The following is a 22,680-nucleotide window of genomic DNA, read 5'->3' as shown; positions in this document are numbered from 1 at the left end:
TGGGGTATCGCCAAGCGGTAAGGCACCGGTTTTTGATACCGGCATTCCCTGGTTCGAATCCAGGTACCCCAGCCATCGAAGAAAATGTTAGTATTTGGCTACGTAGCTCAGCTGGTTAGAGCACATCACTCATAATGATGGGGTCACAGGTTCGAATCCCGTCGTAGCCACCATATTAAGGACGTATCGACTCGTTCGGTAAATCCAAAAAATTGTTGGGGTATCGCCAAGCGGTAAGGCTCTGGTTTCTGATACCAGCATTCCGAGGTTCGAATCCTCGTACCCCAGCCAATTTCAAAAAGTCGTCCACTCTGTGGGTGCACCCGTTGGGGTATCGCCAAGCGGTAAGGCTCTGGTTTCTGATACCAGCATTCCGAGGTTCGAATCCTCGTACCCCAGCCATATTAAAAAAGCTCGCTTCGGCGAGCTTTTTGCTTTTCTGACGCCGGATGACGACAAGCTTTACCCGGCCTACATGAGCTGTAGGCCTGATAAACGTAGCGCCATCAGGCACCACTCGAACTACAACCCTAACGCATACTTCAGTGCCTGACGTTTCAGTACGCCAGCGCGCTCTGCGGCCATGAGCCCGAGATTACGCATGATGCGCAGCGGCTGCAGGTTATTGCTAAATCCAGCATAGAACAGATCCATACCGCTTTGCATGATGAAATTGTCAGTCATACGGCGATTCTGATAGCGCTTGAGCACCGGCTGACTGGCCCAGGATTCACCGTAGCTGCGCGCGTTCACCAGCACATCAATCAACGCATCAACATCACGAAAGCCCAGATTGACGCCCTGCCCCGCCAGCGGATGAATGGTATGCGCGGCATCACCTACCAGCGCCAGCCCCGGTTGCACATATTGCAGCGCATGACGACGCGTAAGCGGGAACGCCCCCGCAGCCACTGGCATCACCTTACCGAGTCGCGATGGAAAATGTTTAGCAATCTCCGTCTGCAATTGCGGCATATTCAGCGCTTGCAATTGGCGGATGCGAGCCGGTGAGTCGTACCACACCAACGAGGCCCAGTTATCAAACAGCGGTAAAAACGCGCGCGGGCCGTCAGGCGTAAATTGCTGCCAGGTGCTGTCTCCCGGTGAGTTTTCGCATTGCACGGTTATCAACATACAGGACTGCGCGTACTGCCAGGCATGGATACCAATCCCGGCCATTTTTCGCACCTGAGAGTTGGCACCATCGGCGCCGATAACCAGCTTCGCGCTGATGGTTTCGCCGCCTGCCAGCTCAAGCTCATGTCGATCGTTATGTTGATGCAAAGAAATCAGGGACGCCGGTACGCGCAGCGTGACTTTAGGGTGAGCTTCCAGAGCCTGCCAGAGCGCCTGTTGCAGGACCGTGTTTTCCACCATATAGCCCAACAGAGGCAGCTTAAGCTCGGCGGCATCAAACATCACATGGGCATTTTCCCACTCCCACGTTTCCAGTCGACGATAAGGATGGCTGCGCATCCCCTGCACCGTATCCCAGACGCCCAGCCCTTTTAGCAACGACACCGATGCGGAACTTATGGCAGAAATTCTGACATCAGGCTGTCCGTCAGCCACAAACGGCGCGGGAACGGCATGCTCAATGACCGTTACCGTAAATCCATGCTGCGCCAGTCCAAGCGCCAGCGCGCCGCCGACCATCCCCCCGCCGACAATGGCAATTTCCGTTGGTTGATTTGTCATGGTCAATTATCCAGTTACATGTATTGTGTAAGTTTACAGGATTTTTTACCCCTTGAGGCTGACATCCGTCATACTGGTCACAACCGCGCCAAAGCAGTACACTATGCGCCCTGCATTTCAGCCACAATTTCGCAAGAGCAAGTCGATGACCAAAAAACTCCATATTAAAACCTGGGGCTGTCAGATGAACGAATACGATTCATCGAAGATGGCCGATCTGCTGGATGCCACTCATGGGTATCAACTGACTGACGTGGCGGAAGAAGCGGATGTGCTGCTGCTGAATACCTGCTCAATCCGTGAGAAGGCTCAGGAAAAAGTGTTCCATCAACTGGGCCGCTGGAAACTGTTAAAAGAGAAAAATCCCAAGCTCATCATTGGGGTCGGTGGCTGTGTTGCGTCTCAGGAAGGCGATCATATTCGCCAGCGCGCGCATTACGTCGATATTATTTTTGGGCCGCAAACGCTGCACCGCCTGCCTGAAATGATCAACAAAGTGCGTGGAAGCACGACCCGTAGCCCGGTGGTTGATATCAGTTTCCCGGAGATCGAAAAGTTCGACCGCCTGCCGGAACCGCGTGCTGAAGGTCCAAGCGCGTTTGTGTCCATCATGGAAGGTTGTAATAAATATTGTACTTACTGCGTGGTGCCCTACACCCGCGGTGAGGAAGTCAGCCGTCCGGCGGATGATATTCTGTTTGAAATCGCCCAGCTTGCAGCCCAAGGCGTGCGTGAAGTGAACCTGCTGGGGCAAAACGTGAACGCCTGGCGTGGTGAGAACTACGACGGCACGATCGGATCTTTTGCCGATCTGTTACGTCTGGTCGCAGCGATCGACGGTATTGATCGTATCCGCTTCACCACCAGCCATCCGATCGAATTCACCGATGATATCGTTGAAGTTTATCGCGATACGCCAGAGCTGGTGAGCTTCCTGCATCTGCCGGTACAGAGCGGTTCAGACCGCGTACTGAACCTGATGGGGCGTACCCATACCGCGCTGGAATACAAAGCGATCATCCGCAAACTGCGCGCTGCGCGTCCGGATATCCAGATTAGCTCCGACTTCATCGTTGGCTTCCCGGGTGAGACCACGCAGGATTTCGAGCAGACCATGAAGCTGATTGCTGACGTCAATTTTGACATGAGCTACAGCTTTATTTTCTCTGCGCGTCCTGGCACCCCTGCCGCCGATATGGTTGACGACGTACCGGAAGAAGAGAAGAAACAGCGTCTGTACATTCTACAGGAGCGTATCAACCAGCAAGCTATGGCCTGGAGCCGCCGTATGGTCGGCACGACCCAGCGCATTCTGGTTGAAGGCACATCGCGTAAGAGCATCATGGAACTGTCAGGCCGTACCGAAAATAACCGTGTGGTGAACTTTGAAGGCAACCCGGATATGGTCGGTAAGTTCGTGGACGTAGAAATTACCGATGTCTGGACTAACTCCCTGCGCGGTAAAGTGGTGCGTACCGAGGACGAAATGGGCCTGCGCATCGCAGAATCCCCTGAGTCGGTTATTGCGCGTACGCGCAAAGAAAACGATCTGGGCGTCAGTATTTATCAGCCTTAATCCTGCTGAAAAACGTAAACAAGGCCCGATGGCACTATGCTTATCGGGCCAACACTCCCAGGCTCGCTGCTCCAGCGGGCCTTGTAATCTGCCCTATCATCCCCATATTTGCTGCAATGCTTGCGCCTTTCCCCCATGGCGTGAATAATTTCCTTAGATGCCGGTAAATGTTCAGCGTCCGGCGAGACATGCATAAGAGGAACAGTTTGAACATAGACACTCGCGAAATAACCCTTGAACCCGCAGACAACGCCCGCCTGTTGAGCCTTTGCGGCCCATTTGATGACAACATCAAACAGCTGGAACGTCGCCTCGGCATCGAAATTAACCGCCGTGATAACCACTTTAAACTGACCGGTCGTCCAATTTGCGTCACCGCTGCGGCAGATATTTTACGTAGCCTGTACGTCGATACCGCCCCAATGCGCGGTCAGACGCAGGACATCGAGCCTGAACAAATTCATCTGGCGATCAAAGAAGCGCGTGTGCTTGAGCAAAGCGCAGACAGCGTGCCTGAATTTGGCAAAGCGGTGAACATCAAAACCAAGCGTGGAGTAATTAAGCCGCGCACGCCGAACCAGGCACAGTACATTGCGAATATCCTCGACCACGACATTACATTTGGCGTTGGCCCTGCGGGTACGGGTAAAACGTATCTCGCGGTTGCCGCTGCGGTTGATGCGCTTGAGCGTCAGGAGATCCGTCGCATTCTGCTGACCCGTCCGGCAGTGGAAGCGGGCGAAAAACTGGGATTCCTGCCAGGAGATCTCAGCCAGAAAGTCGATCCGTATTTACGACCGCTGTATGACGCGCTTTTCGAAATGCTTGGCTTTGAAAAGGTTGAAAAGCTGATTGAGCGTAACGTCATTGAAGTTGCGCCCCTGGCCTACATGCGCGGTCGTACGTTGAACGATGCGTTCATCATTCTTGATGAAAGCCAGAACACTACCATCGAACAGATGAAAATGTTCCTGACCCGTATCGGCTTTAACTCTAAAGCGGTCATCACAGGTGATATCACCCAGATTGACCTGCCGCGTAGCACCAAATCTGGTCTGCGTCATGCCATTGAAGTACTGGCTGAAGTCGACGAAATTAGTTTTAATTTCTTCCATAGCGAAGACGTGGTGCGCCACCCGGTGGTCGCCCGTATCGTCACGGCGTATGAAGCCTGGGAAGAAGCAGAACAGAAACGCAAAGCCGAGCAGGCTGCAGAACGCAAGCGCGAAGCTCAGGAGCAGGAACAAAAATGAGTCAGGTTATCCTCGATTTACAGCTGGCATGTGAAGACGAATCCGGTTTACCAACAGAAAGTCAGTTTCAGGGCTGGCTGGATGCGGTGATCCCGCAGTTTCAGGAAGAATCAGAGGTGACCATTCGTCTGGTCGATGACGCGGAAAGCCACGACCTGAACCTGACCTATCGCGGGAAAGACAAATCCACCAACGTGCTCTCTTTCCCGTTTGAGGCTCCGCCGGGCATCGAGATGCCGCTGCTGGGCGATTTGATCATCTGCCGTCAGGTGGTTGAGAAAGAAGCGCAGGAGCAAGGCAAACCGCTTGAGGCCCACTGGGCGCACATGGTGGTGCACGGTAGCCTACATTTACTCGGCTACGACCATATTGAAGACGATGAAGCGGAAGAGATGGAATCCCTCGAAACAGAGATTATGCTTGCTCTGGGCTATGAGGATCCGTACATTGCCGAGAAAGAGTAAGCATTTCGACATCTTGTAGGCCTGATAAGGCCTACCTGGTTTGAAGTACAATGAAGAGATATGCCGTCAACAGCTGAGTAAACGCATGACGCGCTTTGTATTAACTAACATGAGAACCCATACGACGCCATGAGCGACGACAATTCACACAGTAGTGACACCTTAAACAGCAAAAAGGGATTTTTTTCCCTGTTACTGAGCCAACTTTTCCACGGTGAACCGAAAAACCGCGACGAACTGTTGGAGCTGATCCGTGATTCCGGGCAAAACGACCTTATCGATGAAGATACGCGCGATATGCTCGAAGGGGTAATGGATATTGCGGACCAACGTGTTCGCGACATCATGATCCCTCGCTCCCAGATGATTACCCTGAAACGCAACCAAACTCTGGACGAATGCCTCGATGTCATTATCGAGTCTGCCCACTCGCGTTTCCCGGTAATTAGCGAAGACAAGGATCACATTGAAGGGATTCTGATGGCCAAAGATCTGCTGCCGTTTATGCGTAGCGATGCCGAAGCCTTCAGCATGGAGAAAGTGTTACGCCAGGCGGTTGTCGTCCCTGAAAGCAAGCGGGTTGACCGCATGCTGAAAGAGTTCCGCTCCCAGCGTTATCATATGGCTATCGTCATCGACGAGTTTGGCGGTGTCTCAGGTCTGGTGACCATTGAGGACATCCTTGAACTGATTGTCGGTGAAATTGAAGACGAGTACGACGAAGAAGACGATATTGATTTCCGTCAGCTCAGTCGCCACACCTGGACTATTCGTGCGCTGGCGCCGATTGAAGACTTCAACGAAGCTTTCGGCACGCATTTCAGCGATGAAGAAGTGGATACCATTGGCGGGTTGGTCATGCAGGCCTTCGGTCATCTGCCCGCGCGTGGAGAGACCATCGACATTGATGGTTACCAGTTCAAAGTGGCAATGGCCGATAGCCGTCGTATTATTCAGGTTCATGTCAGAATTCCGGACGACTCACCCCAGCCCAAACTGGACGAATAAACCCGAAACTGGATCTAAGACTACATGGCATTTGCCCCATTAATTGAACGCCAGCGCATTCGCCTGCTGCTGGCGTTATTATTCGGTGCCTGCGGGACACTGGCTTTCTCACCGTATGACATCTGGCCCGCTGCGATTGTTTCGCTGATGGGTCTGCAGGCTCTCACCTTCAACCGCCGTCCGCTCCAGTCTGCCGCTATCGGCTACTTCTGGGGACTGGGACTGTTTGGCTCAGGCATCAACTGGGTTTACGTCAGTATCGCGCAGTTTGGCGGTATGCCGGGCCCCGTTAACGTCTTCCTCGTGGTTCTGCTTGCTGCTTACCTTTCCCTCTACACCGGCCTGTTTGCCGGCGTTTTGGCGCGTCTGTGGCCGAAAACTACCTGGACACGCGTAGCGATTGCCGCGCCGGTAGTCTGGCAAATCACTGAATTTCTACGCGGCTGGGTACTGACCGGTTTTCCGTGGCTGCAGTTCGGCTACAGCCAGATCGACGGTCCGTTAAAAGGGCTGGCGCCGGTAATGGGCGTTGAGGCGATTAACTTCCTGCTGATGATGGTTAGTGGCCTGCTGGCACTTGCGCTGGTAACGCGTAACTGGAAGCCGCTGGCTGCCGCCGCAGTTCTTTTCGCTCTGCCCTTTCCGCTACGTTATATTCAGTGGTACACGCTGGAGCCGGAAAAAACCACCCAGGTCTCGATGGTGCAGGGTGACATCCCGCAGTCGCTCAAATGGGATGAAGGCCAGTTACTCAACACCCTGAAGATTTATCTCGACGCCTCCCAGCCTGAGATGGGCAAATCACAGCTCATCATCTGGCCAGAATCCGCTATTCCTGACCTGGAAATTAACCAGCAGCGTTTTCTGAGTATGATGGATGACCTGCTGAAATCGAAAAACAGCACGCTGATTACCGGTATTGTAGACGCGCGTCTGAACAAGCAGAATCGTTACGACACTTACAACACCATCATCACACTGGGTAAAGACAGCCCATACAGCTACGACTCCAGCAACCGCTACAACAAAAACCATCTGGTACCGTTTGGCGAGTTTGTCCCGCTGGAATCTATCCTGCGCCCGCTAGCGCCATTCTTTGACCTGCCAATGTCTTCGTTCAGCCGCGGTCCTTATGTACAGCCACAGTTGCATGCACACGGGTTTAAGCTGACCGCTGCCATCTGCTACGAAATCATTCTTGGCGAACAGGTACGGGATAACTTCCGCCCGGATACGGACTACCTGCTGACTATCTCCAACGATGCATGGTTTGGTAAATCTATTGGCCCGTGGCAGCACTTCCAGATGGCGCGTATGCGTTCCCTGGAGCTGGCGCGACCTCTGCTGCGTAGCACCAACAACGGTATTACGGCGGTGATTGGTCCGCAGGGCGAAGTGCAGGCGATGATCCCGCAGTTTACCCGCCAGGTGCTGACCACCAGCGTGACGCCAACGACGGGCTTAACCCCTTATGCCCGTACCGGAAACTGGCCGCTCTGGCTGCTAACCGCGCTGTTTGGCTTTGGCGCAGTGGTAATGAGTCTGCGCCAACGTCGTAAATAAACCAGTACCCCATCAAATGTAGGCCGGATAAGGCGGTACGCCGCCATCCGGCAGTTGTGCCGCATCGTGCCTGATGGCGCTACGCTTATCAGACCTACTCCCCCCTTCCGCTCTTCCAATGCCCATTCTGGCACGTCTATTGCTTTGTTCTACAAGGCAAACGCTGTTTTGGCTGAATGTGCAACCTGGTCGCACCAAAGTTGAGCGCCGGTAGCACCTGAAAAGTGCAACAAGATATTTTTGCCCCCAAATGGTGCGGCGCACTTCGCAAAAATAAACAATAACACAGCAAATTCTTTACATTCATCCAAACTAAATGTTAACAAACACATACAAGACTGCACGTTTTAGTAGCAAACAATAACAACATCACAATGGGTATCAATGCGTCCCTGGCGCAGACGATAAAGGAGTTGGATATGCAATTACGTAAGCTCGCCACTGCCATGCTGGTCATGGGAATGTCCGCCGGTCTGGCGCACGCAGAAGACGCAGCACCAGCGGCAGGCAGCACGCTGGATAAGATCGCCAAAAATGGCGTAATCGTTGTCGGCCACCGTGAATCATCAGTACCGTTTTCTTACTACGATAATCAGCAAAAAGTGGTCGGTTATTCACAGGATTACTCCAACGCGATCGTTGACGCCGTGAAGAAAAAGCTGAACAAGCCTGATCTGCAGGTGAAACTGATCCCGATTACTTCTCAAAACCGTATCCCGCTGCTGCAAAACGGCACCTTCGATTTTGAATGTGGATCCACCACCAACAACGTCGAGCGCCAAAAACAAGCGGCTTTCTCTGACACCATTTTCGTTGTCGGCACCCGTCTGCTGGCGAAAAAAGGCGGCGACGTCAAAGATTTCGCCGATCTGAAAGGTAAAGCCGTAGTCGTGACTTCGGGTACCACCTCCGAAGTTCTGCTGCACAAGCTGAATGAAGAACAAAAAATGGATATGCGCATCATCAGCGCGAAAGACCACGGTGACTCTTTCCGTACTCTGGAAAGCGGTCGCGCCGTTGCCTTTATGATGGATGACGCCCTGCTGGCTGGCGAGCGCGCGAAAGCGAAGAAACCAGACAACTGGGAGATCGTCGGCAAGCCACAGTCTCAGGAAGCCTACGGCTGTATGTTGCGCAAAGATGATCCTGAGTTCAAAAAGCTGATGGACGACACTATCGCCAAGGCGCAAACCTCAGGCGAAGCTGAGAAATGGTTTGATAAGTGGTTTAAAAATCCAATTCCACCGAAGAACCTGAACATGAATTTCGAACTGTCAGACGAGATGAAAGCTCTGTTCAAAGAACCAAATGATAAAGCGCTTAACTAACTAAAATAAATGGGAGGCTTCCCCTCCCTCTCGATTGTTACTCGGCACGGACAGACTATAAGCCTGATGGTCGTTCCCCATCAGGCCTGAAAACCGCAAAACGCCGAATAACAATCTTCGAGGGTAGCGCTGCTACCCTTTTTTTTCTGGAGTAGATTTATGTCTATAGACTGGAACTGGGGTATTTTTTTACAACAAGCCCCGTTCGGCAACACCACCTATCTCGGCTGGCTCTGGAGTGGTTTCCAGGTCACTGTCGCGTTATCCATCACCGCCTGGATTATCGCTTTCCTCATAGGCTCTTTATTCGGCATCTTACGTACCGTTCCAAATCGTTTCCTTTCTGGGATCGGCACGCTGTACGTTGAGCTGTTTCGTAACGTTCCGCTCATCGTCCAGTTTTTTACCTGGTATCTGGTTATTCCGGAACTGCTGCCGGAAAACATTGGGATGTGGTTCAAGGCTGAGTTGGATCCCACCATCCAGTTCTTCCTCTCATCAATGCTTTGTCTGGGGCTGTTTACCGCCGCGCGCGTCTGCGAACAGGTTCGCGCCGCAATTCAGTCTCTGCCTCGTGGGCAGAAAAACGCCGCACTGGCGATGGGGCTAACGTTGCCGCAGGCCTACCGCTATGTTCTGTTGCCAAACGCCTACCGCGTGATTGTTCCGCCAATGACCTCAGAGATGATGAACCTGGTGAAGAACTCCGCTATCGCCTCCACCATCGGCCTGGTCGATATGGCGGCACAGGCGGGCAAACTGCTGGATTACTCCGCCCACGCATGGGAATCGTTTACCGCTATCACTCTGGCTTACGTCCTGATTAACGCCGTCATCATGCTGGTGATGAATCTCGTTGAACGTAAAATCCGCCTGCCTGGCAATTTGGGAGGCAAATAATGTACGAATTTGACTGGAGTTCTATCATCCCTTCCCTGCCGTATCTGCTGGATGGGTTAATCATCACGCTGAAAATCACCGTTACGGCGGTAGTCATTGGTATTGTCTGGGGAACCATCCTTGCAGTAATGCGTCTGTCCAGCTTCGCGCCGATTGCCTGGTTTGCGAAAGGCTACGTCAACGTATTTCGTTCTATTCCGCTGGTCATGGTGCTGCTGTGGTTCTACCTGATTGTGCCCGGCTTCCTGCAAAACGTACTGGGTCTGTCGCCAAAAACCGATATTCGCCTGATCTCAGCAATGGTCGCGTTTTCGATGTTTGAAGCCGCGTACTATTCCGAGATTATCCGTGCCGGTATCCAGAGTATTTCTCGTGGGCAATCCAGCGCCGCGCTGGCTCTGGGGATGACCCACTGGCAGTCGATGAAGCTCATTATTCTGCCGCAGGCATTCCGCGCGATGGTACCGCTGCTGCTAACCCAGGGCATCGTACTCTTCCAGGATACCTCGCTGGTCTATGTATTAAGTCTGGCAGACTTCTTCCGTACCGCCTCTACCATTGGCGAGCGTGACGGCACACAGGTTGAAATGATCCTGTTTGCTGGCGCCGTTTATTTTGTATTCAGTCTGAGCGCATCGTTGTTGGTCAGCTATTTGAAGAAAAGGACAGTTTAATGATTACCCTGAAAAATGTTTCTAAATGGTATGGTCACTTTCAGGTGCTGACCGACTGCTCCACGGAAGTGAAAAAAGGTGAAGTGGTGGTGGTCTGCGGCCCGTCAGGTTCAGGTAAATCAACGCTTATCAAAACGGTGAACGGGCTGGAGCCGGTACAGCAGGGCGTCATCACCGTTGATGGTACCGTGGTGAATGATAAAAAAACTGATCTGGCCAAACTGCGCTCTCGCGTTGGTATGGTGTTCCAGCACTTTGAACTGTTCCCTCACCTGTCGATCATTGAGAACCTGACTCTGGCGCAGGTAAAAGTGCTCAAGCGCGATAAAAAGCCGGCCCGCGACAAAGCGCAAAAGTTACTGGAACGCGTTGGTCTGTCAGCACATGCCGAAAAGTTTCCAGCTCAGCTCTCAGGGGGCCAGCAACAGCGTGTCGCTATCGCCCGGGCGCTGTGCATGGATCCTATCGCCATGCTGTTTGACGAGCCGACGTCGGCGCTTGATCCTGAAATGATCAACGAAGTACTGGACGTTATGGTTGAACTGGCCAATGAAGGGATGACCATGATGGTGGTAACCCACGAAATGGGCTTTGCGCGTAAAGTGGCGAACCGGGTGATCTTCATGGATGAAGGGAAAATTGTTGAAGACTCACCGAAAGAAGAGTTCTTCGCTAATCCGAAATCGGACCGCGCCAAAGACTTCCTCGCGAAAATACTGCACTAATCTTGCTGGCGCGCACCTCCATGTGCGCGCCACCTCACGCTTTATATCTTCGCCTCTCGAAACACATACAGCCCAGCGTTAACCTTGTCACAAAGTCCCACTTACAAGGAGCAACAATGGCACTTCCTATCCTGTTTGATTGCGATCCGGGTCATGACGACGCTATCGCAATTGTTCTCGCCCTCGCCTCACCAGAACTGGATGTGAAAGCGATAACCTCATCAGCCGGTAACCAGACACCAGACAAAACACTGCGTAACGTGTTGCGCATGTTAACGTTGCTCAACCGTACGGATATACCAGTAGCTGGTGGCGCAGTGAAACCACTAATGCGCGATCTGATTATCGCCGATAACGTTCACGGCGAGAGTGGGCTGGATGGCCCGGCGCTGCCGGAACCCGCTTTTGCGCCACAAGACTGTACCGCCATGGAACTGATGGCGAAAACCCTGCGTGAAAGCCCGGAACCGATGACGATTGTCTCCACCGGGCCGCAAACTAACGTCGCATTGCTCCTGAATAGCCATCCTGAGCTGCACGCCAAAATCGCCCGTATCGTGATTATGGGTGGTGCGATGGGCCTCGGAAACTGGACGCCCGCCGCCGAGTTCAACATCTTCGTGGATCCCGAAGCCGCCGAAATCGTATTCCAGTCGGGTATTCCGGTGGTAATGGCAGGGCTTGACGTCACACATAAAGCGCAAATACATCGGGAGGATACCGAGCGGTTCCGCGCTATCGGCAATCCTATTTCGACGATCGTGGCTGAACTACTCGACTTCTTCTTTGAATATCACAAAGATGAAAAATGGGGATTCATCGGCGCACCGCTGCATGATCCATGCACCATTGCCTGGCTGCTGAAACCTGAACTGTTTACCACCGTTGAACGCTGGGTCGGCGTGGAAACTCAGGGTAAATATACCCAGGGAATGACCGTGGTGGATTACTATTTCCTGAGCGGCAGGAAGCCAAACGCCACCGTAATAGTAGACGTTGATCGTCAAGGGTTTGTCGATTTGCTGGCAGAACGGCTGAAGTTTTACGCCTAATACACGCCGGATGGCGCTAACGCTTATCCGGCCTACAAAATCGTGCAATTTGTAGGCCGGATAAGACGCTTTGCGTCGCCATCCGGCAAAAAGCGATCACGGCTCAAACGGTCGGCGCTGGAACTGATCGTGTCCGCATTTTGGACACAGCGGCAGCACATCCGGGGTGTAAACCGCTAAATGGAAGTGGCACTTCTCGCAGACCAGATTACCTAATCCGACCACCTCACCGCTGTGATAAACCCCGTGATGACTGAGATCCTGGAACACTTCTCGCCATTCGAGCTGCGTTTTATCGGTAATATCGGCCAGTTCCTGCCAGATACTCTCCTTGATAACCCGCATAAAGACGCTGTCTGTCTCCTCATCGAGACTTTCTTCATAGCTCAGAGCAAACTCTTCCAGGTCACGTCTGACGGCCCGGGTGAGCTCTTCCACCTCGGTTCGCGTTAACTCCCCGGTCTGCATAACTCGTTGACGCGCTTGCTCCACCAACGCATCAATATCGCGTTCGCCATTACGCAGACGTTCGCTCAGTGAAGCCACCAGTTCACGGTAATATTGAGCAACCTTGTTCATCGCTTCGCCTCCTGGGTCGTTAACTGTCTATAATAATAGACGTTATTTACGCTACGCTTTGCAAGACTGTCCACAGAGTGTGTAAATTCGTGCAAGAATTATCCTTGCGGGAATTCAACGCTGAATGCGCGAAAGGCTGTTTTGGCGCGGGCGTTTGGGCTATGCTATGCGGATCTGAAACACCACATCTAGAGCTACGTTTGTAGCTGTATTGAAAACAGGACCACTGGCTGCCATGCAAGAGCAATACCGCCCGGAAGAGATAGAATCCAAAGTACAGCTTCACTGGGATGAGAAGCGCACATTTGAAGTTACCGAAGACGAGAGCAAAGAGAAGTATTACTGCCTGTCTATGCTTCCCTATCCTTCTGGTCGACTACACATGGGCCACGTACGTAACTACACCATCGGTGACGTGATCGCCCGCTACCAGCGCATGCTGGGCAAAAACGTACTGCAGCCAATTGGCTGGGATGCGTTCGGTCTGCCTGCAGAAGGCGCTGCGGTTAAAAACAATACCGCGCCAGCACCATGGACGTACGACAACATCGCATACATGAAAAACCAGCTCAAAATGCTGGGTTTCGGTTACGACTGGAGCCGTGAGCTGGCGACCTGCACCCCAGAATACTACCGTTGGGAACAGAAATTTTTCACCGAGCTGTACAAAAAAGGCCTGGTGTATAAGAAAACGTCTGCGGTCAACTGGTGCCCGAACGACCAGACCGTACTGGCGAACGAACAGGTTATCGACGGCTGCTGCTGGCGTTGCGATACCAAAGTCGAGCGTAAAGAGATCCCACAGTGGTTCATCAAAATCACCGCTTACGCTGACGAACTGCTGCGTGACCTGGATAACCTGGATCACTGGCCTGACACCGTGAAAACGATGCAGCGCAACTGGATTGGCCGTTCTGAAGGCGTGGAAATCACCTTCGATGTGAACGGTTACGACAACACGCTAACCGTTTACACCACCCGCCCGGACACCTTTATGGGTGCGACCTATCTGGCCGTTGCCGCAGGTCACCCGCTGGCGCAGAAAGCTGCTGCAAATAATCCAGAACTGGCCGCCTTCATTGACGAATGCCGCGACACCAAGGTTGCTGAAGCCGAAATGGCAACCATGGAGAAGAAAGGCGTCGACACGGGCTTTAAAGCCGTTCACCCGCTGACTGGCGAAGAAATCCCCGTTTGGGCGGCAAACTTCGTCCTGATGGAATACGGTACGGGCGCAGTCATGGCCGTTCCGGGCCACGATCAGCGCGATTACGAGTTTGCGACAAAATATGGCCTGACCATCAAGCCAGTAATTCTGACCGCTGAAGGCGCAGAGCCGGATCTGTCCGAACAAGCTCTGACCGAAAAAGGCGTGCTGTTTAACTCCGGCGAGTTTGACGGCCTCGGCTTCGAAGCTGCCTTCAACGCCATTGCTGACAAGCTGGTAGCGAAAGGCGTGGGTGAACGTAAAGTGAACTACCGTCTGCGTGACTGGGGTGTTTCCCGTCAGCGTTACTGGGGGGCGCCAATTCCGATGGTGACGCTGGAAGACGGTACCGTACTGCCGACGCCAGAAGATCAGTTGCCGGTTATTCTGCCGGAAGACGTGGTTATGGACGGCATCACCAGCCCAATAAAAGCCGATCCGGAGTGGGCAAAAACTACCGTTAACGGCATGCCTGCGCTGCGCGAAACCGACACCTTCGATACCTTTATGGAATCCTCCTGGTACTACGCGCGCTATACCTGCCCGCAGTACAACGAAGGGATGCTGGATCCAGAAGCCGCAAACTACTGGCTGCCAGTTGATATCTACATTGGTGGTATTGAACACGCCATCATGCACCTGCTCTACTTCCGCTTCTTCCACAAGCTGATGCGCGATGCGGGCATGGTCAACTCTGACGAACCGGCCAAACAGCTGCTGTGCCAGGGTATGGTGCTGGCTGATGCGTTCTATTACGTTGGTGCAAACGGCGAGCGTAACTGGGTTTCTCCGGTTGATGCCATCGTTGAGCGCGACGAAAAAGGTCGTATCGTCAAAGCTCAGGACGCAGAAGGCCATGAACTGGTCTATACCGGCATGAGCAAAATGTCCAAGTCGAAAAATAACGGTATCGACCCGCAGGTCATGGTTGAACGTTACGGCGCTGACACGGTACGTCTGTTCATGATGTTCGCTTCTCCGGCTGATATGACGCTGGAATGGCAGGAATCCGGTGTTGAAGGGGCGAACCGCTTCCTGAAACGTGTATGGAAGCTGGTTTACGAACATACTTCCAAAGGCGATGTTGCTGCCCTGAACGTTGATGCGTTGAGCGAAGACCAAAAAGCGCTGCGTCGCGACGTACATAAAACCATTGCTAAAGTTACCGATGATATCGGTCGTCGTCAGACTTTTAACACTGCAATTGCGGCGATTATGGAGCTGATGAACAAGCTGGCGAAAGCACCGCAGGAAGACGAACAAGACAGAGCCCTGATGCAGGAAGCGTTACTGGCCGTCGTTCGCATGCTGAACCCGTTCACCCCACACGTTTGCTTCACGATGTGGGAAGCACTGAAAGGCGAAGGCGATATCGACAACGCACCGTGGCCGGTGGCAGACGAAACCGCAATGGTTGAAGACTCGAAGCTGGTTGTTGTTCAGGTGAACGGTAAAGTCCGTGGCAAAATTACCGTTCCGGTAAATGCGACAGAAGAACAGGTTCGTGAACGTGCTGGCCAGGAGCATCTGGTGGCAAAATATCTTGATGGCGTTACCGTACGTAAAGTGATTTATGTACCGGGTAAACTCCTCAATCTGGTCGTTGGCTAAGCGCGGGAGGAAGCGTGCGACTTCTGACAACATTGTTGTTATCTCTGGCGGTGCTTGTCACCGCCGGATGTGGATGGCATCTGCGTAATACTACGCAGGTCCCACCCTCAATGAAAACCATGATTCTGGACTCTGGGGATCCAAACGGCCCATTAAGCCGCGCGGTTCGTAATCAGCTGCGTCTGAACGGCGTTACGCTGCTAGAGGACGGCTCAATGCGTAAAGATGTGACGTCCTTACGTCTGGGCGCGGTCAGCATATCGCAAGATACGGCGTCGGTATTCCTGAACGGTCAAACGGCTGAATACCAGATGGTGATGTTCGTGAGTGCATCCGTGCTGATCCCAGGTCATGATATTTATCCAATCAGCGCCAAAGTTTATCGTTCGTTCTTTGACAACCCACAGGCTGCACTGGCGAAAGATAACGAGCAGGACATGATCATCAAAGAGATGTATGACAAAGCGGCTGAACAGTTAATTCGTAAGCTGCCAAGCGTACATCTTGCCGATACTCTGTCATCCAATGCTGATGATGATGCTAAGCCAGCGGCGACAAAAGCCGCAGAGCCTGCGTCGTCTCCGGCGCGTGTTTCCACCACGCTGGGTAACTGATGCTCAAGTTGTACCCTGAACAACTCCGCGCACAGCTCAATGAAGGGCTGCGCGCGGCGTATTTGCTCTTAGGTAACGATCCTCTCTTATTGCAGGAAAGCCAGGACGCTATCCGTCAGGCAGCAGCAACGCAAGGATTCGAAGAACACCACGCTTTCACCCTGGACAATAGCACCGACTGGGGAGATATTTTTTCACTCTGCCAGGCGATGAGCCTGTTTGCCAGCCGTCAAACCCTACTTTTGCAGTTGCCTGAAAATGGCCCCAATGCCGCCATTAACGAACAGCTCGCTTCACTCGTCACACTGCTACATGACGACCTGCTGCTGATTGTTCGCGGCAACAAACTGACTAAAGCGCAGGAAAACGCCGCATGGTATACCGGACTTGCCAATAATGCGGTGCAGGTAAGCTGCCAGACGCCGGAGCAAGCACAGCTTCCTCGTTGGGTCGCTGCCAGGGCGAAGCTTAACAATCTACAACTGGATGACGCAGCCAATCAGCTGTTGTGCTATTGCTATGAAGGTAATCTGTTAGCGCTGGCGCAAGCGCTGGAACGGCTAGCGTTGCTTTGGCCTGATGGCAAACTAACGCTGCCTCGCGTGGAGAAAGCCGTTAACGATGCCGCGCACTTTACCCCGTTCCATTGGGTGGATGCGCTGCTGATGGGCAAAAGCAAACGCGCGCTGCACATTCTGCAACAGTTACGTCTGGAAGGCAGTGAGCCGGTTATTTTGCTACGTACGATACAGCGTGAATTACTGCTGTTGGTCAACTTAAAACGGCAGTCAGCCCATACGCCTTTGCGCACGTTGTTTGATAAACACCGGGTGTGGCAAAATCGCCGGGGTATGATGGGAGACGCGCTAAACCGGCTGAGTCCTTCGCAGTTGCGTCAGGCGGTAACGTTGTTAACGCGTACGGAAATTACGCTTAAACAAGACTATGGTCAGTCAGTGTGGGCGGAACTTGAGGGGCTTTCCCTTTTGCTCTGCCATAAATCGCTGGCCGATGTTTTTATTGATGGTTGATATGAAATCATTGCAGGCTCTGTTCGGTGGCACCTTTGATCCGGTGCATTATGGTCATCTTAAACCGGTTGAAATTCTGGCGAATCTGATTGGCCTTTCCCGGGTCATTATCATGCCCAATAACGTGCCGCCGCATCGTGCGCAACCCGAAGCGTCCGGCGAACAACGTCAGCGCATGGTTGAACTGGCCATTGCCGATAAGCCGCTGTTCTCCCTTGATGAACGCGAACTGAAACGCGATACCGCCTCCTACACCGCGCAAACGCTCAAAGAGTGGCGCGAGGAGCAAGGACCGGAAGTACCGTTAGCGTTTATTATTGGCCAGGACTCACTGCTTACCTTTCCGTCCTGGCATGACTACGACACGATTCTGGGTAACACCCACCTCATTGTCTGCCGACGTCCGGGCTATCCGCTCGAAATGGCGCAGGAAAAGCACCAGCAGTGGCTGGAGGATCATCTGACCCATTCGCCAGATGACCTGCACAACTTGCCTTGCGGGAAAATTTATCTGGCTGAAACGCCGTGGTTTAACATCTCCGCCACGCTCATCCGTGAGCGTCTGGAAAAAGGCGAGCCGTGCGACGACCTGATGCCAGCTGCAGTGCTTGACTATATCAATCAGCAAGGGTTGTACCGCTAAGCACCTTGTGTAAAGCCGCCAACAGGCGGTTATTCTCTTCCTGGCTGCGAACGGCTACCCGATAATAGCGCGCATCCAGCCCCGGATAATTAGCACAACTGCGAATCAAGACATGTTGCTCCAGCATTGCGCGTTGCAGATCAATATCCGCCCGCTCGGAGCGCAATAAGCGATAATTTGCCCTGCCAGGATACACCGTCAGGCCGGGCAGTTCTTTCAACTGCCGATCAAACCTTGCACCCTCTTGCTCCAGCCACTTCCACGTTGCCTGCTGATATGCGCTGTCGTGTAAAATAATCTCGCCTGCCAGTGCAGCAAATGCGTTAATTGACCACGGCATTTGTCGACGGCGCATCTGTGCAACAGCCTGTTCATTACTGTTGACCAGATACCCCAACCGGAGCCCCGGTATCGCATAGAACTTGGTGAGAGAGCGCAGCACCCAAATATGCGGGTTATCACGAAGCAGCGGAATAAACCCCGGCTCCCCGGCAATAAAATCGATAAACGCTTCATCAAGGATCAGATTGATCCCAAGCAACTCACAACGCGCGGCTATTTCGCGCAGCAGGCGATTATCTGGCAGCAAGCCAGTGGGATTGTTGGGCGTACAGAGAAGCAGGCAGTCCAGCTCTGAGGTTAACGCATCGATGATTGCATCAGTAAGCTGCCAACCATCGTCTTCGCGTAGCGCAAACTCATGGATCGTACAGTCTTCCCATTGCAGCGCCCGACGATATTCAGCAAACCCGGGCGTCACGATCATCGCATGGCGTGGTTTAAGACCTTGCACCAAAGTGAAAATCGACTCAGTCTCGCCGTTTCCGGCAAGTATCCATGAGGCAGGAATCTGATGATGCTCCGCCAGCGCCGCATGCAGTTTAGCGTAATCAACATCCGGGTAATGCTCCGCGCAGTCCAGATTGTCGACGATCGCGCGTTTTAAACTTGCCGGCATACCCAGCGGATTAATATTCGCGCTAAAATCCAACAATTGCTCAGGCGAGATGCCCAACAGTTCGGCGGCTTCTCGGGTATTGCCACCATGCGCGCTCTTCAATAAAGACATCGTGCCGCTCCACGCAAAAAAAGGTATTTTAGTGAAAAATCTCTGCGCAATCAGGGCAAACATCATGTTTTGTGCGAATAACCTCAAGAGGAAAAAATGAGACTCTGGTTAGTACGTCATGGAGAAACTGAAGCCAATGTCGCTGGTTTATACAGCGGCCACGCCCCCACACCGCTAACGGGACGGGGTATCGCTCAGGCGCAAACACTGGGTACGCTGTTACGCCATGTGCCTGTCGACAACGTTCTGTGCAGCGAGTTGGAACGTGCCCGCCATACAACGCAGTTGATCTTAGGCGATCGCGAGGTTCCTGTGCGCAACATGCCTGAGCTCAATGAGATGTTTTTTGGTGACTGGGAAATGCGCCATCATCGCGATCTGGCGCGAGAAGACGCCGAAAACTACGCCGTGTGGTGTAACGACTGGCAGAATGCGACGCCAACCAATGGTGAAGGTTTTCAGGCGTTTTCCCAGCGCGTGGAACGCTTTATTGCTCAGCTCGCTGATTACAAAACGAGCCAAAACCTGCTGGTGGTGAGTCATCAGGGTGTTCTGAGCGTGTTGATCGCCCGTCTGCTGTCCATGCCGGCTGCAGCAATGTGGCATTTTCGCGTCGAACAAGGTTGCTGGAGCGCAATTGATTTTTGCGACGATTTTGCGGTTCTTAAAGTGCTCAACAGCCGGGCAGTATGGCACGACGGGGAGTGAACGCACTGTTTTTTCTGCCGAAGGGCTTCTCTCCCATTGACACCCCATGACAGGCTGTTATTCTCCGCAACCTGACTTTTCCCGCCCTTCAGAGCTTTGCAGAAATTGTTTTACAAAAATGGCGATGCATTCTGCGGCGTGGGGTGGGATGATAGCGCACTTCAAAAGCGCTTTCGGAGACATTTGTCCCGATATCGCCTCTGGTTCAGGTATACTAACAGACGTTTTTAACTCTTTTCACCCAGGGGGAACACTTGCAGGGTAAAGCACTTCAGGATTTTGTAATCGACAAAATTGATGACCTGAAAGGTCAAGACATCATCGCCTTAGACGTTCAGGGCAAATCCAGCATCACTGATTGCATGATTATCTGCACCGGCACGTCCAGCCGCCATGTAATGTCTATCGCAGACCACGTTGTTCAGGAGTCCCGCACAGCTGGCCTGCTGCCGCTCGGCGTAGAAGGCGAGAACGTTGCAGACTGGATCGTCGTTGACCTCGGTGATGTGATTGTCCACGTGATGCAGGAAGAAAGCCGTCGCCTGTATGAACTGGAAAAACTCTGGAGTTAATGCGTGAAGCTGCAACTTGTCGCTGTGGGTACGAAAATGCCTGACTGGGTGCAAACCGGGTTTACGGAGTATCTCCGTCGGTTTCCGAAAGATATGCCCTTTGAGCTGATCGAAATCCCGGCAGGAAAACGCGGCAAGAACGCGGATATTAAACGCATTCTCGACAAAGAGGGTGAGCAGATGCTGGCTGCCGCAGGCAAAAATCGCATCGTCACCCTTGATATCCCTGGTAAACCCTGGGACACGCCGCAACTGGCGACTGAACTGGAACGCTGGAAACTGGACGGTCGTGACGTCAGTCTGTTGATTGGCGGGCCGGAAGGTCTCTCTCCTGCCTGTAAGGCGGCAGCGGAACAAAGCTGGTCACTCTCTGCGTTAACCCTTCCTCACCCTCTTGTTCGGGTTCTGGTTGCGGAGAGTCTGTACAGGGCGTGGAGCATCACCACCAACCATCCTTATCACCGTGAGTGATCATTGATTCTTGAGTAGATTAAGCAGCGGATGAAACTACAGAATTCTTTTCGCGACTATTCGGCTGAGTCCGCGCTGTTTGTGCGCCGGGCGCTGGTCGCTTTTTTGGGGATTTTGCTGCTCACCGGCGTGCTGATCGCCAACCTTTATAATCTGCAAATCGTTCGCTTTACTGATTACCAGACCCGCTCGAACGAAAACCGCATCAAACTGGTGCCTATCGCCCCCAGTCGCGGCATCATTTATGACCGTAACGGAATTCCGCTCGCCCTTAACCGCACCATTTATCAGATAGAAATGATGCCGGAAAAGGTCGACAACGTTCAGGATACCCTCGACGCGCTGCGTAACGTCGTAGACCTGACGGACGACGACATTGCCGCCTTTAAAAAAGAGCGCGCCCGTTCACACCGCTTCACCTCCATTCCGGTAAAAACTAACCTGAGTGAAGTGCAGGTGGCACGGTTCGCCGTTAATCAATATCGCTTTCCCGGCGTCGAAGTTAAAGGCTATAAACGCCGCTATTACCCCTACGGCTCTGCGCTGACCCACGTCATTGGCTACGTATCGAAGATCAACGATAAAGACGTGGACCGCCTGGACAAAGACGGCAAGCTGGCCAACTACGCGGCAACGCACGACATCGGTAAGCTGGGTATTGAACGCTATTATGAAGACGTACTTCACGGCCAGACCGGTTATGAAGAAGTTGAAGTGAACAACCGTGGCCGCGTCATTCGCCAGTTGAAAGAAGTGGCGCCGCAGGCCGGGCACGATATCTACCTCACCCTTGACCTGAAACTCCAGCAGTACATTGAAACGCTGCTGGCGGGCAGTCGTGCCGCGGTGGTAGTCACCGACCCGCGTACCGGTGGCGTTCTCGCACTGGTGTCCATGCCGAGCTACGACCCGAACCTGTTTGTCGATGGTATCTCGAGTAAAGATTACTCCGGGTTGCTCAATGACCCGAATACCCCATTGGTTAACCGCGCGACTCAGGGTGTCTACCCTCCTGCTTCGACGGTTAAACCTTACGTCGCGGTTTCTGCATTAAGTGCGGGCGTCATCACCCGCAATACTGGTCTGTTCGATCCGGGTTGGTGGCAATTACCGGGCTCTGAAAAACGTTACCGCGACTGGAAAAAATGGGGGCACGGCCATCTGAACATCACCCGTTCTCTGGAAGAGTCGGCGGATACGTTTTTCTATCAAATTGCCTATGATATGGGGATAGACCGCCTTTCAGAATGGATGAGCAAGTTTGGCTACGGCCAATATACGGGTATCGATCTTGCCGAAGAGCGCGCCGGAAACATGCCAACCCGCGAGTGGAAGCAAAAACGGTTTAAAAAGCCATGGTACCAGGGTGATACCATTCCGGTCGGCATCGGTCAGGGTTACTGGACGGCAACCCCTATCCAGATGAGTAAAGCGCTGATGATCCTTATCAACGACGGTTTGGTAAAAGTCCCGCATCTGCTGATGAGCACAGCAGAAAACGGCAAGCAAGTGCCGTGGATACAGCCACACGAACCACCTGTTGGTGACATTCATTCCGGTTATTGGGAAATCGCAAAAGACGGCATGTACGGTGTAGCCAACCGTCCTAACGGTACTGCACACAAATATTTCGCTGGCGCACCTTACAAAATTGCGGCGAAATCCGGTACTGCACAGGTCTTTGGCCTGAAAGCCAATGAAACCTATAACGCACATAAGATCGCCGAGCGCTTACGTGACCACAAGTTGATGACGGCCTTCGCACCCTATGATAAGCCCCAGGTTGCTGTCGCCATAATCCTTGAAAACGGTGGCGCGGGCCCGGCTGTGGGTACCATTATGCGCCAGATCCTTGACCACATTATGTTGGGCGACAATAACACCAATCTGCCTGCAGAAAACCCCGCGGTTGCAGCAGCGGAGGACCAATAATC

Annotated in this window: 21 protein-coding genes and 4 tRNA genes; 22 read left to right on the top strand and 3 right to left on the bottom strand. The window is 52.9% G+C overall.

Annotated elements, in window-relative coordinates; all coding sequences use genetic code 11:
- The 4 genes from OGX92_RS13855 (at position 1) to OGX92_RS13840 (ending at position 402) form a co-directional block, all read left to right on the top strand.
- A tRNA-Gln gene (locus OGX92_RS13855) sits at positions 1-75 on the top strand.
- A 21-nt stretch (positions 76-96) separates the two neighbouring features.
- Positions 97-173, top strand: a tRNA-Met gene (locus OGX92_RS13850).
- A 43-nt stretch (positions 174-216) separates the two neighbouring features.
- Positions 217-291 (top strand) — tRNA-Gln (locus tag OGX92_RS13845).
- A 36-nt stretch (positions 292-327) separates the two neighbouring features.
- Positions 328-402: transfer RNA gene (locus tag OGX92_RS13840), tRNA-Gln, on the top strand.
- A 120-nt stretch (positions 403-522) separates the two neighbouring features.
- On the opposite strand, the gene ubiF is transcribed toward OGX92_RS13840, so the two are convergent.
- Positions 523-1,698, bottom strand: coding sequence for a 3-demethoxyubiquinol 3-hydroxylase (ubiF, locus tag OGX92_RS13835; protein ID WP_003831329.1), 1,176 nt, complete (start codon positions 1,696-1,698; stop codon positions 523-525).
- Between the two features lie 145 nt (positions 1,699-1,843).
- Here ubiF and miaB point away from each other — a divergent pair, with 145 nt between their 5' ends.
- The 10 genes from miaB to rihA all read left to right on the top strand — a co-directional run bounded on the left by miaB (position 1,844) and on the right by rihA (position 12,241).
- A complete protein-coding gene (gene miaB, locus OGX92_RS13830; RefSeq protein ID WP_126955852.1) occupies positions 1,844-3,274 on the top strand; it encodes a tRNA (N6-isopentenyl adenosine(37)-C2)-methylthiotransferase MiaB in 1,431 nt (476 codons plus the stop codon).
- Positions 3,275-3,480: 206 nt separating this feature from the next.
- Positions 3,481-4,527: a PhoH family protein gene (locus OGX92_RS13825; RefSeq protein ID WP_003022776.1), complete on the top strand. Its 1,047-nt coding sequence runs from the start codon at positions 3,481-3,483 to the stop codon at positions 4,525-4,527.
- Positions 4,524-4,991 (top strand): rRNA maturation RNase YbeY, encoded by a 468-nt coding sequence (ybeY, locus tag OGX92_RS13820; RefSeq protein ID WP_003831323.1) that lies wholly within the window; start codon positions 4,524-4,526, stop codon positions 4,989-4,991. Before OGX92_RS13825 ends, ybeY begins: the two co-directional genes overlap by 4 nt.
- Positions 4,992-5,120: 129 nt before the next feature.
- Positions 5,121-5,999 carry a CNNM family magnesium/cobalt transport protein CorC gene (corC, locus tag OGX92_RS13815; protein WP_003022770.1) on the top strand — a complete coding sequence of 293 codons (879 nt, stop codon included), beginning with the start codon at positions 5,121-5,123 and terminating at the stop codon, positions 5,997-5,999.
- A gap of 24 nt (positions 6,000-6,023) precedes the next feature.
- Positions 6,024-7,562: an apolipoprotein N-acyltransferase gene (gene lnt / locus OGX92_RS13810; protein ID WP_003831320.1), complete on the top strand. Its 1,539-nt coding sequence runs from the start codon at positions 6,024-6,026 to the stop codon at positions 7,560-7,562.
- Between the two features lie 419 nt (positions 7,563-7,981).
- Complete coding sequence (gltI, locus tag OGX92_RS13805; RefSeq protein WP_003831318.1) at positions 7,982-8,890, top strand: glutamate/aspartate ABC transporter substrate-binding protein GltI; 909 nt, start codon at positions 7,982-7,984, stop codon at positions 8,888-8,890.
- A 159-nt stretch (positions 8,891-9,049) separates the two neighbouring features.
- Entirely contained in the window at positions 9,050-9,790 is a 741-nt protein-coding gene (gltJ, locus tag OGX92_RS13800; protein ID WP_126955854.1) for a glutamate/aspartate ABC transporter permease GltJ, read from the top strand.
- Positions 9,790-10,464, top strand: a complete 675-nt coding sequence (gene gltK, locus OGX92_RS13795) for a glutamate/aspartate ABC transporter permease GltK (protein WP_003831315.1) — start codon at positions 9,790-9,792, stop codon at positions 10,462-10,464. Before gltJ ends, gltK begins: the two co-directional genes overlap by 1 nt.
- Positions 10,464-11,189 carry a glutamate/aspartate ABC transporter ATP-binding protein GltL gene (gene gltL / locus OGX92_RS13790; RefSeq protein WP_003022754.1) on the top strand — a complete coding sequence of 242 codons (726 nt, stop codon included), beginning with the start codon at positions 10,464-10,466 and terminating at the stop codon, positions 11,187-11,189. The genes gltK and gltL overlap by 1 nt, the downstream gene beginning before the upstream one ends.
- Positions 11,190-11,305: 116 nt before the next feature.
- Complete coding sequence (gene rihA / locus OGX92_RS13785; protein WP_063940706.1) at positions 11,306-12,241, top strand: pyrimidine-specific ribonucleoside hydrolase RihA; 936 nt, start codon at positions 11,306-11,308, stop codon at positions 12,239-12,241.
- A 96-nt stretch (positions 12,242-12,337) separates the two neighbouring features.
- Here the strand turns inward: rihA and OGX92_RS13780 are convergent, their stop codons facing one another.
- Positions 12,338-12,820, bottom strand: a complete 483-nt coding sequence (locus tag OGX92_RS13780) for a zinc ribbon-containing protein (protein ID WP_003022748.1) — start codon at positions 12,818-12,820, stop codon at positions 12,338-12,340.
- Positions 12,821-13,055: 235 nt separating this feature from the next.
- On the opposite strand from OGX92_RS13780, the gene leuS reads away from it, so the two are divergent.
- From leuS to nadD, 4 genes are read left to right on the top strand one after another with little or no spacing between them, the layout of a single operon-like run.
- On the top strand, positions 13,056-15,638 hold the full coding sequence (gene leuS / locus OGX92_RS13775; protein ID WP_286586669.1) for a leucine--tRNA ligase: 2,583 nt from the start codon (positions 13,056-13,058) through the stop codon (positions 15,636-15,638).
- Between the two features lie 14 nt (positions 15,639-15,652).
- Positions 15,653-16,252 carry an LPS assembly lipoprotein LptE gene (gene lptE / locus OGX92_RS13770; RefSeq protein WP_286586667.1) on the top strand — a complete coding sequence of 200 codons (600 nt, stop codon included), beginning with the start codon at positions 15,653-15,655 and terminating at the stop codon, positions 16,250-16,252.
- A complete protein-coding gene (gene holA, locus OGX92_RS13765; RefSeq protein ID WP_286586666.1) occupies positions 16,252-17,283 on the top strand; it encodes a DNA polymerase III subunit delta in 1,032 nt (343 codons plus the stop codon). Before lptE ends, holA begins: the two co-directional genes overlap by 1 nt.
- A gap of 1 nt (position 17,284) precedes the next feature.
- On the top strand, positions 17,285-17,926 hold the full coding sequence (gene nadD / locus OGX92_RS13760) for a nicotinate-nucleotide adenylyltransferase (protein WP_122973951.1): 642 nt from the start codon (positions 17,285-17,287) through the stop codon (positions 17,924-17,926).
- Here the strand turns inward: nadD and cobD are convergent.
- Positions 17,901-18,995: a threonine-phosphate decarboxylase CobD gene (gene cobD / locus OGX92_RS13755; RefSeq protein WP_126955858.1), complete on the bottom strand. Its 1,095-nt coding sequence runs from the start codon at positions 18,993-18,995 to the stop codon at positions 17,901-17,903. The two genes, nadD and cobD, sit on opposite strands and share 26 nt — an antisense overlap.
- Before the next feature lie 96 nt (positions 18,996-19,091).
- Between cobD and OGX92_RS13750 the strand changes: the two genes are divergently transcribed.
- The 4 genes from OGX92_RS13750 to mrdA all read left to right on the top strand — a co-directional run bounded on the left by OGX92_RS13750 (position 19,092) and on the right by mrdA (position 22,678).
- Complete coding sequence (locus OGX92_RS13750) at positions 19,092-19,703, top strand: adenosylcobalamin/alpha-ribazole phosphatase (protein ID WP_063940710.1); 612 nt, start codon at positions 19,092-19,094, stop codon at positions 19,701-19,703.
- A 254-nt stretch (positions 19,704-19,957) separates the two neighbouring features.
- Entirely contained in the window at positions 19,958-20,275 is a 318-nt protein-coding gene (rsfS, locus tag OGX92_RS13745; RefSeq protein WP_003022728.1) for a ribosome silencing factor, read from the top strand.
- Positions 20,276-20,278: 3 nt separating this feature from the next.
- Positions 20,279-20,746, top strand: coding sequence for a 23S rRNA (pseudouridine(1915)-N(3))-methyltransferase RlmH (rlmH, locus tag OGX92_RS13740; protein ID WP_003022725.1), 468 nt, complete (start codon positions 20,279-20,281; stop codon positions 20,744-20,746).
- A 30-nt stretch (positions 20,747-20,776) separates the two neighbouring features.
- On the top strand, positions 20,777-22,678 hold the full coding sequence (mrdA, locus tag OGX92_RS13735) for a peptidoglycan DD-transpeptidase MrdA (protein WP_003831292.1): 1,902 nt from the start codon (positions 20,777-20,779) through the stop codon (positions 22,676-22,678).
- The last annotated feature ends 2 nt before the right edge of the window (positions 22,679-22,680 follow it).

The sequence above is a fragment of the Citrobacter sp. Cpo089 genome, assembly GCF_030332695.1.
GTDB classification, from domain to species: Bacteria; Pseudomonadota; Gammaproteobacteria; order Enterobacterales; family Enterobacteriaceae; genus Citrobacter; species Citrobacter portucalensis.
The sequence above is the reverse complement of the archived record's forward strand: the minus strand, read 5'-3'. Positions and strand labels throughout refer to the sequence as shown.

Bases quoted from the DNA above. Each gene is read 5' to 3' on its own strand.
- ubiF (WP_003831329.1), bottom strand. From the start codon at position 1,698: ATGACAAATCAACCAACGGAAATTGCCATTGTCGGCGGGGGGATGGTC.
- miaB (WP_126955852.1), top strand. From the start codon at position 1,844: ATGACCAAAAAACTCCATATTAAAACCTGGGGCTGTCAGATGAACGAA.
- ybeY (WP_003831323.1), top strand. From the start codon at position 4,524: ATGAGTCAGGTTATCCTCGATTTACAGCTGGCATGTGAAGACGAATCC.
- corC (WP_003022770.1), top strand. From the start codon at position 5,121: ATGAGCGACGACAATTCACACAGTAGTGACACCTTAAACAGCAAAAAG.
- lnt (WP_003831320.1), top strand. From the start codon at position 6,024: ATGGCATTTGCCCCATTAATTGAACGCCAGCGCATTCGCCTGCTGCTG.
- gltI (WP_003831318.1), top strand. From the start codon at position 7,982: ATGCAATTACGTAAGCTCGCCACTGCCATGCTGGTCATGGGAATGTCC.
- gltJ (WP_126955854.1), top strand. From the start codon at position 9,050: ATGTCTATAGACTGGAACTGGGGTATTTTTTTACAACAAGCCCCGTTC.
- gltK (WP_003831315.1), top strand. From the start codon at position 9,790: ATGTACGAATTTGACTGGAGTTCTATCATCCCTTCCCTGCCGTATCTG.
- gltL (WP_003022754.1), top strand. From the start codon at position 10,464: ATGATTACCCTGAAAAATGTTTCTAAATGGTATGGTCACTTTCAGGTG.
- rihA (WP_063940706.1), top strand. From the start codon at position 11,306: ATGGCACTTCCTATCCTGTTTGATTGCGATCCGGGTCATGACGACGCT.
- OGX92_RS13780 (WP_003022748.1), bottom strand. From the start codon at position 12,820: ATGAACAAGGTTGCTCAATATTACCGTGAACTGGTGGCTTCACTGAGC.
- leuS (WP_286586669.1), top strand. From the start codon at position 13,056: ATGCAAGAGCAATACCGCCCGGAAGAGATAGAATCCAAAGTACAGCTT.
- holA (WP_286586666.1), top strand. From the start codon at position 16,252: ATGCTCAAGTTGTACCCTGAACAACTCCGCGCACAGCTCAATGAAGGG.
- nadD (WP_122973951.1), top strand. From the start codon at position 17,285: ATGAAATCATTGCAGGCTCTGTTCGGTGGCACCTTTGATCCGGTGCAT.
- cobD (WP_126955858.1), bottom strand. From the start codon at position 18,995: ATGTCTTTATTGAAGAGCGCGCATGGTGGCAATACCCGAGAAGCCGCC.
- OGX92_RS13750 (WP_063940710.1), top strand. From the start codon at position 19,092: ATGAGACTCTGGTTAGTACGTCATGGAGAAACTGAAGCCAATGTCGCT.
- mrdA (WP_003831292.1), top strand. From the start codon at position 20,777: ATGAAACTACAGAATTCTTTTCGCGACTATTCGGCTGAGTCCGCGCTG.